The sequence below is a fragment of the Rhodanobacter sp. DHB23 genome, assembly GCF_014842975.1.
Taxonomy (GTDB): domain Bacteria; phylum Pseudomonadota; class Gammaproteobacteria; order Xanthomonadales; family Rhodanobacteraceae; genus Rhodanobacter_A.
In genome coordinates this window covers 268,107-280,969 of the sequence record NZ_JACYXK010000028.1, presented here as the reverse complement: position 1 = coordinate 280,969, position 12,863 = coordinate 268,107, and the positions used below count along the sequence as shown (strand labels likewise).

Below are 12,863 nucleotides of genomic sequence, written 5' to 3'. Positions count from 1 at the left end.
CCAGCAGCGCAGCAACACACTCGCGGACTGGGGGAACATGACCAAATCCGAATTGATCGAGGCGCTGGCCAGGCGCCAGACCCATCTTGCGTTCGCCGATGTCGAGTTGGCGGTCAAGAGCGTGGTCGAGCAGATGAGCCAGGCGTTGTCGCAGGGCGAGCGCATCGAGGTACGCGGCTTCGGCAGCTTCGCGCTGCACTTCCGGCCGCCGCGCATGGGGCGCAACCCCAAGACCGGCGATTCCGTGGCCTTGCCCGGCAAGCACGTGCCGCACTTCAAGCCTGGCAAGGAGTTGCGCGAGCGCGTCAACCTGCGGCTGGAAGAAGCGGCGACCGGCTGACGCCATGCACTAGGTGGATGCATGTATCGAGGCAGGCGGCGTAAGCCGATCCTGCCTTTTTTTGGCTATGTGCGCGTTGGGTCTGGTTTCCCCTGACTTCCCCTAGTGGTTCAATCGCTGCACGGTCTGCCCGTTTCTGCGGGGCATCGCCTGTATTTTACGGAAGGCGCCCAAGACACAGGCGTCCATTCCCGCCCATGCGTGGCTACACTCGCGGCAACTGGGACGGAGGAAACAGGGGGAACGCATGCGCACCAGGAAGCGTTGGGCGCTAGTAATCAGCCTGCTGGTCATCACCGGAGCAACTCACGCGGACATGGGGGCGGAGCCCGTTCGTATTGACCTGACGCCACCCCAACTGGTCGCCAAGGTGGATACGAACCTTGGCAATCCAGCCCCATTGACGGGCATGTTTCAGCAGAACCCACACCTTGGACGACTGGCGCATGTGGGACATTGCGAGCAAACCAAGAACACGATGTTTGACCCGGACGGGTCCAAGCATTTCGTGCTTTACACCTGCAGCTTAATGGGGCTGTCGCCTGGTGTGGTAGGTGATCTCAACATCACGGCGGCCGGTAGCAGGGTGCTTTCCACCGATCTCATCGTGGAAGCCCAGGACGATGACAGCGCCGGCGTTGCGGCGATGACCTTTGTGTTGGGGGCGGCGGCCGTGATTGCCACCGTGGACAGGAATGCGCTGCATACCGGGGTGGCATCACAGACCAATCTGGCGCGTATCCTCAATCGTCTGGCACCCAAACAGCAGCAAATCCAACAAGTCGTTCACGCTGACGGCTTCGTGTTCACGCGTCGCTTCCTGGCGGGCGACCAGAACCTTCACATTGAGCCGGAAGCAAAGGGATAACCCCTTATGCGGTTATCTTGATCGCGAGAGTCGAACGGGCAGCCATCCTTGGCTGCACTTTGGCTGTGTTCATGCGATCTTCCATGATCGCGAAGATCAAAAGTGCAGCCATCCATGGCCTCACTCTTCAATAGTTGGTACTGAATCGCGGCAACATGGCGGGGCTTGCTTGCTGTGTCGTGCACGGCTGATCGGGTAAAGTCGTGCGATGCGATTGATCGTCATCCTTGTCCTCGTGTTCTTCGCCGCTGCCGGCGTGGTGGTCGGCGCGCTCAATGTTGGGTTGGTCGACTACGACTTCGCCTTCACGCGGATGCAGTTGCCCAAGGGCGCGGCCTTGCTGACTGCGCTGGTACTAGGCTGGCTGCTTGGTGGCCTCACCGCGTGGCTTGGCGTGAGCCTGCGGCATCGCCGCCGCATGAAGGCCGGCAAGAAGCAGGCGCGCGCATGATGCACTGGTACGCGTTGCTGCCGCTGGCGGCGCTTGCCTTCGTGCTGGGCTGGTGGGCGTCCCGGCGGGCCAGTGCTCGGCGTTCCGGCGCAGCGGTCAACGAACTCTCGTCCGACTATTTCCGCGGCTTGAACTACCTGCTCAACGAGGAGCAGGACAAGGCCATCGAGGTGTTCCTCAAGCTCGCCGAATACAACCGCGACACGGTGGAGACGCATCTCGCGCTGGGCAACCTGTTCCGCCGCCGCGGCGAAGTGGATCGCGCGATCCGCCTGCACCAGCACCTGGTTTCGCGGCCGAACCTGTCCGAGCCGACCAAGACCGTGGCCTTGCTGGAGCTGGGCGAGGACTACATGCGGGCGGGCCTGCTCGATCGCGCGGAAGCGCTGTTCGACGACCTGGTGGCGATGGATGCGCACGCGCCTTCGGCGCTGCGCCACCTGATCGCGATCTATCAGCACGAACGCGACTGGAACAAGGCGATCGAGCACGCCCGCCGGCTGGAGGCGATGACCGGCGAGGACGAGTCGCCGATGATCGCGCAGTTCTATTGCGAGCTGGCCGAGCGCTCGCGCCAGCACGGCGCGCGGGTCGAGGCGCGCGATTACCTGGAGCATGCCTTCCGCTGCCAGCCCGATTGCGTGCGCGCATGGATGCTGACCGGGCGCCTGCACGCCGAGGACGGGAATCACGCCGAAGCCGTGCAGGCCTACGAGGCGGCGGTCGGTGCGGACATCGCCTTCGTGCCGGAGATCCTGCCGCCGTTGCTGAACAGCTACGCCTGTTCGCAGCAGATGGACCGCGCCGAGCGTTTCCTGCGCGAACTGCTGGAGCGCTACCACGGCATCTCGCCGGTGCTGGCATTGACCCGGCTGTACCAGCAACGCGATGGCCAGCGCGAGGCGGTGGGCTTCCTCACCGGGCAATTGCGCCAGCGCCCCTCGGTGCGTGGCCTGATGGCCCTGATCGACGCCACGATGGACCGGATCGAAGGCGAGGCGCGCGAGAATTTCCTGATACTGCGCGACCTCACCAAGAAGCTGCTGGAGGGGCAGGCGATGTACCGCTGCAGCCGCTGCGGCTTCGGCGCCAAGGCGCATCACTGGCAATGCCCCAGCTGCAAGAGCTGGAGCACGATCCGGCCCATCCACGGCGTAGCCAACGAGTGACCCCGGTGACCTGGGTCATCGGATGGCTGCTGTCGTCTTTCGCCATTGCGTGGCTGTCGGCGCGCGTGGCGATCGTCTACGCGCATCGCCGGGGCATACTGGACCGGCCCGGCCAGCGGCGATCCCACACCGTTCCCACGCCGCGCGGCGGCGGTATCGGCATCGTCCTCGCCAGCCTGGCTTGCCTGCCGGCTGTCCTGCTTCGCGCGCAGGTGCCCTGGCCGTCGACGACGGTGGCCGGCCTGCTGGCGGCCTTGCTGCTGGTGGCCCTGGCCGGTTGGTGGGACGATCATCGCTCCCTGCCGATCCTGCCGCGCTTCGCTGCGCAGTTGCTGGCCGTGCTGCTGTTTGCCGCGGCCCTGGGTGCAAGCGGCATGCCGTGGTGGTGGCTGCCGCTGTTGCTGCCGGCCGGTGCCTGGAGCATCAACCTGCACAATTTCATGGACGGCATCGATGGCCTGCTGGCCCAGCAGGCGATGTTCGTGGGAGCCGGCCTGGCATGGCTGGCGTGGAGCGCCGGGCAGGGCTCGCTGGCGCTGGCCGCCGGCTGCCTTGCCACGGCCAGCCTCGGTTTCTGGCTGCTCAACCGTTCACCGGCGCGCATTTTCATGGGGGACGTGGGCAGCGGCAGCGTGGGATTGCTGGTCTTCGCGTTCACGGCGATGCTGTGGCGGGTCGATGCGGCCCTGCTGTGGCCGGCGTTGATCCTGTCCTCGGCCTTCGCCACCGACGCCAGCCTGACCTTGCTGACGCGGTATTTCCGCGGACGGCGCTGGTACAGCGCGCACCGCGAGCATCTGTACCAGTGGCTGGTCAGGTGCGGCATGACGCATCGCAGGGGCAGCGCGGTCTACATGGCGTGGAACCTGGCATGTGCGGCGCCATCGGCATGGTTGGCTTGCAGTCATCCAAGGCTGGGCCTGCTGATTACCATAGGCGCCTACGTGGCTGCGGCAGCGCTCTGGATGGCGCTCAAGCGCCGCTGCCTGCAACGTCGCCCGCCCAAGGATTGCCATGCCGTCGCGTAGGTTCGTTGCCATCCTCCACCCGCGCATGGCTGTCGTGCTGCACGACCTGGCCATGGCCGTCATCGCCTGGTGGGTGGCCAAGCTGCTGCGCTATGCGTTGCGGCCGCAGGACGTCATGCAGTTCCTCTGGTTCGAGTTCCCGGTGGTGCTGCTGGCGCAAGGGCTGATCTTCCGCTGGACGGGCCTGTACAAGGGCGTGTGGCGCTTCGCCAGCGTGCGGGACCTGTGGAACATCCTGCGCGCCTCGCTCCTGGGCTCGGTGGCGATCTGGCTGCTGATGTCGATGTTCAATCGACTGGAAGGCGTGCCGCGGTCCATGCTGCTGCTCTATCCGGTGATGCTGGCGCTGTTGCTTGGCGTGCCGCGGCTGGCCTATCGGGGCTGGAAGGACAACCACCTCGGGGTGTCCGGGACCGGCCTGACGCGCCGGGTGCTGATCCTCGGGGCGGACTATGCCGGCGAGGTGCTCTCGCGGGACCTGCTCCGCAACGGCGGCTACGCCGTGGTCGGCTTCCTCGACGACCGCCCCGCGCTGCGCGGCGCCAGCATCAACGGGCATCCGGTGCTGGGCCGGTTCGAGCAACTGCCTGCCATCGCCCGCGAAACGGCGGCGGAGATGATATTGATCGCCCTGCCCAGCGCCACGGCGGGGCAGATGCGCCGCGTGGTGGCGCTGTGCGATGCCGCCGGCCTGCCGTACCGGACGGTTCCCAAGCTGGACGACGTGGTCGCCGGCCGCGCACAACCCGGCGAGATCAAGGAAGTGGCGATCGAGGACCTGCTCGGCCGCGATGCCATCGAGCTGGACTGGACGGCGATCCGCGAGACCATAGGCGGCCGCCGCGTGCTGGTCACGGGCGGTGGCGGCTCGATCGGCTCGGAGCTGTGCCGCCAGGTGGCGCGGCTGGGAGCGCTGTCGCTGGTCGTGGTCGACCACAGCGAATACAACCTCTACCAGATCACGCGCGAGCTGCGCGCCAGCTATCCGGAACTGCTGCTCGAAGCCGTGCTGGCGAGTTGCGTGGACAGCGTGCAGATGCGCAAGGTGCTGGCCGGGGCGCGGCCGCAGGTGGTGTTCCATGCTGCCGCCTACAAGCACGTGCCCATGCTGCAGCAACAGCTGCGCGCGGCCTTCCTCAACAACGTGCTGGGCACGCGCACCATGGCCGACCTGTCGCGCGAGGTGGGCGTGGAATGCTTCGTGCTGATCTCCACCGACAAGGCGGTCAACCCCACCAGCGTGATGGGCGCCTGCAAGCGCATCGCCGAGATCTGGTGCCAGAACCTCGACGCGCAGGCCGACACCCGCTTCATGACCGTGCGTTTCGGCAACGTGCTCGATTCGGCCGGCTCGGTGGTGCCATTGTTCCGCCAGCAGATCCGCGATGGCGGCCCGGTGACCGTGACCCATCCGGAAGTCTCGCGTTACTTCATGACCATCCCCGAGGCCTGCCAGCTGATCCTGCAGGCGGCCAGCCTCGGCAAGGGCGGCGAGATCTTCGCGCTGGACATGGGCGAGCCGATGAAGATCCGCGACCTGGCCGAGCAGATGATCCGGCTCGCCGGCAAGAAGCCCGGCAGCGAGGTCCCCATCGTCTTCACCGGCCTGCGCGCGGGCGAAAAGCTGTTCGAGGAGCTGTTCCACCCGCTGGAGCAGTACAGCGCCACCACGCACGCCAAGATCTTCCTGGCCCAGCATCGCCAGGTGCCGTGGGAACTGTTGCAGGCTACGATGCACAGGGCGGCCGACATGGTCGCGACCGACAACGACGAAGAACTGCGGCGCTGCGTATCCGGCATGCTGCCCTCGTTCCGCTGGAGCGAGGCGCCGCAGCCGGACAACGTGGTGTCGATCCGCCGGCACGAAACAGGAGAGAAGTGAGTGAGCAAGCCCTTGCGCAAGGTGGTGTTCCCGGTGGCCGGCCTGGGCACGCGTTTCCTGCCCGCCACCAAGGTGGTGGCCAAGGAAATGCTGCCGGTACTGGACAAGCCGCTGATCCAGTACGCGGTGGATGAAGCCGTCGATGCCGGCGCCGACACGCTGATCTTCGTCACCAACCGCTACAAGCACGCCATCGCCGACTACTTCGACAAGGCCTACGAGCTGGAGGCGAAGCTGCAGGAGAAGGGCAAGGACGCGTTGCTGGCACTGGTGCAGGGCACGCTGCCGAAGCACGTGCGCGCGATCTTCGTCACCCAGCCCGAGGCGCTGGGCCTGGGCCATGCCGTGCTGTGCGCCAAGCCGGTGGTGGGCGACGAGCCGTTCGGTGTGGTGCTGCCCGACGACCTGATCTGGAACGGCGCCGGCAAGGGGGCGTTGCGCCAGATGGCCGAGCTGGGCCAGCGCGAAGGCGCCGGCGTGATCGCGGTGGAGGAAGTGCCGCAGAACGATACCGACAAATACGGCATCGTCGACGCGACCCGCATCGACGAGCGCAGCGCGCAGATCCGCCACATGGTGGAAAAGCCCAAGCCGGCCGACGCCCCGTCGAACCTGGCCGTGGTCGGCCGCTACGTGCTGCCGGGCCGGATCTTCCAGTTGCTGGAACAGACCACGCCGGGCGCCGGCGGCGAAATCCAGCTGACCGATGCCATCGACGCCCTGCTGAAGGAGCAGGGCAAGGTGCTGGCGTACCGCTTCGAGGGCACCCGCTTCGACTGCGGCAACAAGGCTGGCCTGGTGCGCGCCACCATGCACATGGCGCTGCAGGATCCGGCACTGGCGCCGGTGGTGCGCGAGATCGCCGCCACGCTTTGAGTTGCATCGCGGACTGGCACGGCATGATCGTGCCAGAATCGCGACCGTGTCCCGCCATGTTTGCGGCGCAGGATGCGCATGGGGAAGTCCATCGAACCAGGCCTCGCATGTCATGCGAGGCCTGATTGCATGAAGGAAGCCCCGACATCGACTGCAACGGCCGATGCCATCAGACGGATTGAAACTGGGGGAGCACCATGGATCTGCTGCGTTTCCTGTTCCTGCTGCCGGTGCGCCTGCTGCGCATCGTGGCGCACGCGCTTGGCTGGGCCCTGCGACCGCTGTTCGGCAACGTGCAATGGTCGGCACCGGGCTGGATGCACGCCGTGCGACGCAATCCGCTGCGTTCGGCGGGGAGCCTGCTGGCGGCGATCGTGCTGGCCGGTGGCGGCTGGTTCGGTTGGCACTGGTACAAGAACCGCCCGCGTCCGCCGCAGCCGCAGCAGATCACCTGGCAGGTGACCGCGCCCGCACTCACCGACTACGGCAAGCAGCCCATCGTCGTGCACCCGCTGGAGCTCGCGTTCTCCGGCTCGGCCGCACCGATCGAACGCGTCGGCAAGCCGGTGACCGACGGCATCAGCATGAGCCCCGACAGCAAGGGCCAATGGACTTGGGTGGACGACCACACCCTGCGCTTCACGCCCGCCGCGGACTGGCCGGTGGGCCAGCACTACAAGGTGCGCTTCGACGTGCGCAAGGTCTTCGCGCCGCAGGCCCTGCTGGCCGATGACGGGTTCGAGTTCGACACCGCGCCGTTCACTGCCACGCTGGGCAGGGGCGAGTTCTACCAGGATCCGCAGGATGCCACCGCCAAGCAGGTGATCCTGCCGGTGGATTTCAGCTACCCCATCGACGCCGCGCAGTTCGAGCGGCGCATAGCACTGGCGTTGACCGACAAGGACGGCAAACGCGGCGACGCGTTGAAGTACACGGTCACCTACGACCCGACCCGCCTGCATGCGTGGATCCACTCGCAGCCCTTGGCGCTGCCGCACGATGACGGCGCGGTGGCGGTCACGATCGACAGCGGCGTGCGCAGCACGCGTGGCGGTGCGGGAACCAAGGATCCGCTCAACGCCAGCGTGCGCATCCCCGGTCTCTACAGCCTCACGGTGGACGACATTTCGCCCACGCTGGTGGACAACGACAAGTACGAACCCGAACAGGTGATGGTGGCCAATTTCGGTGGCGCCGTACGCAGCAGCGACGTGGCCGACGTGACCCAGGCCTGGGTGTTGCCGGCGAACAAGCCGGGCGAGCCGGTTTCCGACGACGGCAAGCCTTACGAGTGGGACGTTTCCGAAGTGGGCGAGGACGTGCTGCGCAAGTCGCAGCCACTCAAGCTCGACGTGGTGCCCACCGAGAACGACTACCAGGAATTGCAGAGCTTCAAGTACCAGGCCACGCCGGGCCAGCGCATCTACGTGCGCATCGGCAAGGGCGTGAAGTCCTTCGGCGGCTACGTGTTGGGCCGGCCGGTGGCGCGCGTGTTCACGGTGCCGGACTATCCCAAGCTGCTGCGCTTCATGGCCGACGGTTCGCTGCTGTCGCTGGGCGGCAGCAAACGCGTCTCGGTGGTCTCGCGCAACATGCCCGGCATGCGGGTGGAGATCGGCCGCGTGCTGCCCGACCAGTTGCAGCATCTGGTCAGCCTCAACTCGGGCGACTACAGCCATCCGCAGTTGCCTTATGACTTCGACGAGGGCCACATCGTCGAGCGCTACGAGATCAAGCGCTCGTTCCCGCAGGGCGGGCCGGGCCAGGCGCATTACGAGGGCGTCGACCTCGGCCAGTACCTCAAGCCGGGGCGTCGTGGCGTGTTCTGGCTGCACCTCTCCAGCTACGACCCGGCCGCCGCCGCCAAGCGCGCGGCCGAGGCAGCGAAGGCGCGTGCGCTGGCGCAGCAAGGCCTGGCGCCGGCACCCGGTCAGTCGGCGGGGGCGCCAGCTGCGGCGGCCAGCACGGCAACGGCAGCCGATGATGCTGCGAACAGCGGCGACGACAACGGCGATGGCGATACATCGCCCAACGGCAACCGCCTCATCGTGGTCACCGATCTCGGCATGCTGGTGAAGCAGGCGCTGGACGGCAGCCAGGATGTGTTCGTGCAGTCCATAGCCAACGGCCAGCCGGTGTCGGGCGCCAGCGTGTCGGTGCTTGCGGTGAATGGGCAGACGCTCTACACGCAGGTCACCGGCGCCGATGGCGTGGTGCATTTCCCCAGCCTCAAGGGGCTGGACCGCGAGAAGAAGCCCGCGCTGTACGTGGTGAGCAAGGGCGAGGACCTGTCCTTCCTGCCGGTCGGCAGCTACGACCGCCAGCTCGACTTCTCGCGTTTCGACATCGGCGGCGAAGCAAACGCGGCGAACGCCGGCCAGCTCAGCGCCTACCTGTTTTCCGACCGCGGCATCTATCGTCCCGGCGACACCTTCCACATCGGCCTGATCGTGCGTGCCGCGGACTGGGCGCGCAACGTGGCGGGCATTCCGTTGCAGGCGGAGATCGTCGACCCGCGCGGCGTCACGGTGAAGCAGCAGTCCATGTCGATGGACTCCAGCGGCTTCGGCGAGTTGAGCTACACGCCGGCCGAGACCGCGCCCACCGGTACGTGGGCGGTGAACCTCTACATCGTGCGCGGCGGCAAGGCCGACACGCAGATCGGCAGCACCACGGTGCAGATCAAGGAATTCCTGCCCGATCGCATGAAAGTGAGTGCCAAGCTCTCGCAGCAGGTCGCCGAAGGCTGGGTGAAGCCCGACCAGCTCAAGGGCCTGGTCGATGCGCAGAACCTGTTCGGCACGCCCGCCGCGGATCGCCGCGTGGAAGCCTCGCTGACCCTGCGTCCGGCATGGCCGGACTTCCACAGCTGGCCGGACTACCACTTCTACGACATCCGCCGCGCCAAGGAGGGTTACGAGGAGAACCTCGCCGACGGCAAGACCGACGACAAGGGCCACGCCGAGTTCGACCTCGACCTCAAGAAATACGCCGACGCCACCTACCAGCTCTACTTCCTCGCCAAGGCGCACGAGGCGGACGGCGGGCGCAGCGTGGCCGCCGCGGCGCAGACCCTGGTGTCCTCCAACGACTGGCTGGTCGGCTACAAGAGCGACGACGCGCTGGACTACGTGAGCCGCAACGCGGCGCGCAAGGTGCGCCTGGTGGCGATCGGCCCCGATGCGAAATCGATCGCGCTGGACGGTCTCAAGGCGCAACTGGTCGAGCGCCGCTACGTCTCGATACTTACCAAGCAGGACTCCGGCGTCTACAAGTACGAGTCCAAGCTCAAGGAAATCCCGGTGGACGAGCAGCCGCTGGCGATTCCCGCGGGCGGCATGGATTACCCGCTCGCCACCGACAAGCCCGGCGACTACGCGCTGCTGATCCTGCGCGGCAACGACCGCAAGGAGGTCAACCGCGTCAGCTACTCGGTGGCCGGCAACGCCAACCTGTCTCGTTCGCTGGATCGCAACGCCGAGCTGCAACTGAGCCTGGACAAGGGCGACTACAAGCCCGGCGACACCATCCACATCGCCGTGCACGCGCCGTATGCCGGCAGCGGCCTGATCACCATCGAGCGCGACAAGGTCTACGCGCACGCGTGGTTCCACGCCGACACCACCAGCTCGGTGCAGAGCATCACGCTGCCGAAGGACTTCGAGGGCAACGGCTACGTCAACGTGCAGTTCGTGCGCGATCCGTCCTCCGACGAGATCTTCATGAGCCCGCTGTCCTACGGCGTGGTGCCGTTCTCGGTGAACCTCGACGCGCGGCGCGACGCGCTGACGGTGGACACGCCCGCGCTGGTGAAGCCGGGCGACACCGTCACCTTCAAGCTGCACGCGGCGCAACCGGCCAGGGTGGTGCTGTTCGCGGTGGACGAGGGCATCCTGCAGGTCGCGCGCTACAAACTGGGCGATCCGCTGCAGTTCTTCTTCCGCAAGAAGATGCTCGAGGTGAAGACCTCGCAGATCCTCGACCTGATCCTGCCCGAGTTCGAGAAGCTGATGGCGCTGTCCGCCGCGCCCGGCGGTGATGCCGACGCGGCGATCAGCCGCCAGCTCAATCCGTTCAAGCGCAAGCGCGACAAGCCGGTGGCGTACTGGTCGGGCATCGTCGACGTCGCTGGCGACAAGGACTTCAGCTACACCGTGCCCGACTACTTCAACGGCCGGGTGCGCGTGATGGCCGTGGCGGTGTCGGCGGACCGCGTCGGCACCTGGGAAGGTGCCACCACGGTGCGAGGCGATTTCGTGCTGTCGCCCAACGTGCCCACCACGCTGGCGCCGGGCGACGAGGCCGAAGTGAGCGTGGGCGTGGCCAACAACCTCACCGACATCGGCACCAAGGCGGTGCCGGTGGCGGTGACGCTGCAGACCGGTCCGCAGTTGCAGGTGCTGGGCCCGGCCACGCAAAACGTGAGCCTGGCCTCGATGCGCGAAGGCGTGCTGCGTTTCCGCGTCAAGGCCACCGACAAACTGGGTTCCGGCCACCTCGACTTCGCCGCAAGCTACGGTGGCAAATCGGCGCGGCAGGGCATCGACGTATCGGTGCGCCCGGCGGCGGCCTATCGCACCCAGGTCGACGTGGGACGCGTGGAATCGAACAGCCAGGCCGACCTGAAGCCGCTGCGTCCGCTGTACGACGCTTACGCCTCGCGCGACGCGGCGATTTCCTCGCTGCCGATAGTGCTGGCGCAAGGCATCACCAGCTACTTGGTGAACTACCAGAACTACTGCAGCGAGCAGATCGTGAGTTCGGCGATGCCGCGGCTGGTGGTGTCGAAGTGGCCGGTGGTGCCGGTGTTCGCGCACGCGCTGCTGCCGGCCTTCGGCGACAAGAGCATCAGCAACGACCAGGCGCTGGCGAACTTCCTCGACGTGCTGCACTCGCGGCAGAACGGCGCGGGCGGCTTCGGCCTGTGGTCGGCCACGCCGGATGCGGAGCCGTTCGTCTCCGACTACGCGATGAACTTCCTGATCGAAGCACGCGAACGCGGCATGAGCGTGCCGCAGGACATGCTCGACGCCGGCAACCAGTACCTCAAGCAGCTGGCCGCCGACGACAGCATGGACACGCTGGACCAGCTGCGTGAGCGCGCGTATGCGGTATACCTGCTGACCCGCCAGGGCAACGTCACCACCAACGAACTGGCGGCGGTGCAGAAGCGCCTGCAGGACCAGTATCCCAACGACTGGACCAACGACCTCTCCGCCGCATGGCTGGCCGCTTCGTACAAGCTGCTGAAGCAGGATGCCGAGGCGAACCGGCTGATGGCCGGGCCGCTCAAGCTGCTGACCCGCGCCAAGGCCGCCGAGGACTTCGACTACGGCTACTACTACGACCCGCTGACCCGCGACGCCAGCGTGCTGTACCTGATCGCCAAACACTTCCCGCAGGAGGCGAAGTCGCTGCCGCCGCGCGTGTTCGAGAACCTCTCGTGGCCGCTCGCGCACAACGACTACAACACCTTGTCGTCCGCGATGACCGTGCTGGCGTTGGACAGTTACGCGCACGACACCACCGCCGGCCTGGACAAGCTGGGCATCGCCGAAGTGCTGGCCGACGGCAGCGCGAAGCCGATCGGCCAGCCGCAAGGCGGCATGCTGCTGGGCGGCAGCTGGGACAGCGTGGCGAAGGCGCTGCGCTTCACCAACCAGGGCAGCCTGCCGGCCTGGCGCATCGCCACGCAGGGCGGCTACGACCGCAGCACCTCGAAGGAGGCGATCAAGAACGGCATCGAGATCGTGCGCGAGTACACCGACACCAACGGCAAGGCGCTGGACAAGATCACGGTGGGCGAGGAGATCGACGTGCACATCAAGATCCGCGCCACCGGCGACGATGGCGTGGGCAACGTGGCCATCGTCGACCTGCTGCCGGGCGGTTTCGATCCGGTGATCCAGCCGCCGCCCGCCACGCAGGTGGACAGCAACGCGAACGGCAATGGAGACGACAGCAGCAGCGACGGCAGCGACACGCCCAAGCCTGCGGCGTGGCGTTCGCCGATCGGCCTCGATTCATCGACCTGGCAGCCCGAGTACGCGGACATCCGCGAGGATCGCGTGGTGATCTACGGCACGGCCACGCCGGACGTGCGCGAGTTCGTCTATCGCATCAAGGCCACCAACGCCGGCAGGTTCCAGGTCGCGCCCGCGTATGCCGAGCAGATGTACGACCGCTCCATCCAGGCACAGGCACCCGGCGGCGCCGTGTTGACCGTGGTGCAGCCGTGATCCACAACCG

Annotated in this window: 8 protein-coding genes; all 8 read left to right on the top strand. The window is 66.8% G+C overall.

What is annotated here, in order from left to right; genetic code table 11:
* Positions 1 to 37 precede the first annotated feature (37 nt).
* The 8 genes from IHE47_RS13125 to IHE47_RS13090 all read left to right on the top strand — a co-directional run bounded on the left by IHE47_RS13125 (position 38) and on the right by IHE47_RS13090 (position 12,853).
* A complete protein-coding gene (locus IHE47_RS13125; RefSeq protein WP_192106490.1) occupies positions 38 to 340 on the top strand; it encodes an integration host factor subunit beta in 303 nt (100 codons plus the stop codon).
* 247 nt (positions 341 to 587) lie between these two features.
* Entirely contained in the window at positions 588 to 1,208 is a 621-nt protein-coding gene (locus tag IHE47_RS13120; protein WP_192106488.1) for a hypothetical protein, read from the top strand.
* Positions 1,209 to 1,416: 208 nt separating this feature from the next.
* On the top strand, positions 1,417 to 1,659 hold the full coding sequence (locus tag IHE47_RS13115) for a lipopolysaccharide assembly protein LapA domain-containing protein (RefSeq protein ID WP_192106486.1): 243 nt from the start codon (positions 1,417 to 1,419) through the stop codon (positions 1,657 to 1,659).
* Complete coding sequence (gene lapB / locus IHE47_RS13110; RefSeq protein ID WP_192107196.1) at positions 1,659 to 2,828, top strand: lipopolysaccharide assembly protein LapB; 1,170 nt, start codon at positions 1,659 to 1,661, stop codon at positions 2,826 to 2,828. Before IHE47_RS13115 ends, lapB begins: the two co-directional genes overlap by 1 nt.
* Before the next feature lie 5 nt (positions 2,829 to 2,833).
* Positions 2,834 to 3,856: a glycosyltransferase family 4 protein gene (locus tag IHE47_RS13105; RefSeq protein WP_343227483.1), complete on the top strand. Its 1,023-nt coding sequence runs from the start codon at positions 2,834 to 2,836 to the stop codon at positions 3,854 to 3,856.
* Positions 3,843 to 5,738, top strand: coding sequence for a nucleoside-diphosphate sugar epimerase/dehydratase (locus IHE47_RS13100; protein ID WP_192106482.1), 1,896 nt, complete (start codon positions 3,843 to 3,845; stop codon positions 5,736 to 5,738). The genes IHE47_RS13105 and IHE47_RS13100 overlap by 14 nt, the downstream gene beginning before the upstream one ends.
* Positions 5,739 to 6,614: a UTP--glucose-1-phosphate uridylyltransferase GalU gene (galU, locus tag IHE47_RS13095; RefSeq protein ID WP_192106480.1), complete on the top strand. Its 876-nt coding sequence runs from the start codon at positions 5,739 to 5,741 to the stop codon at positions 6,612 to 6,614. It begins immediately after the preceding gene.
* Between the two features lie 197 nt (positions 6,615 to 6,811).
* The gene (locus IHE47_RS13090; RefSeq protein ID WP_192106478.1) at positions 6,812 to 12,853 is read left to right on the top strand and encodes an MG2 domain-containing protein; all 6,042 of its coding nucleotides are present in this window, start codon (positions 6,812 to 6,814) and stop codon (positions 12,851 to 12,853) included.
* Positions 12,854 to 12,863 lie beyond the last annotated feature (10 nt).

Bases quoted from the DNA above. Each gene is read 5' to 3' on its own strand.
- IHE47_RS13125 (WP_192106490.1), top strand. From the start codon at position 38: ATGACCAAATCCGAATTGATCGAGGCGCTGGCCAGGCGCCAGACCCAT.
- IHE47_RS13120 (WP_192106488.1), top strand. From the start codon at position 588: ATGCGCACCAGGAAGCGTTGGGCGCTAGTAATCAGCCTGCTGGTCATC.
- IHE47_RS13115 (WP_192106486.1), top strand. From the start codon at position 1,417: ATGCGATTGATCGTCATCCTTGTCCTCGTGTTCTTCGCCGCTGCCGGC.
- lapB (WP_192107196.1), top strand. From the start codon at position 1,659: ATGCACTGGTACGCGTTGCTGCCGCTGGCGGCGCTTGCCTTCGTGCTG.
- IHE47_RS13100 (WP_192106482.1), top strand. From the start codon at position 3,843: ATGCCGTCGCGTAGGTTCGTTGCCATCCTCCACCCGCGCATGGCTGTC.
- IHE47_RS13090 (WP_192106478.1), top strand. From the start codon at position 6,812: ATGGATCTGCTGCGTTTCCTGTTCCTGCTGCCGGTGCGCCTGCTGCGC.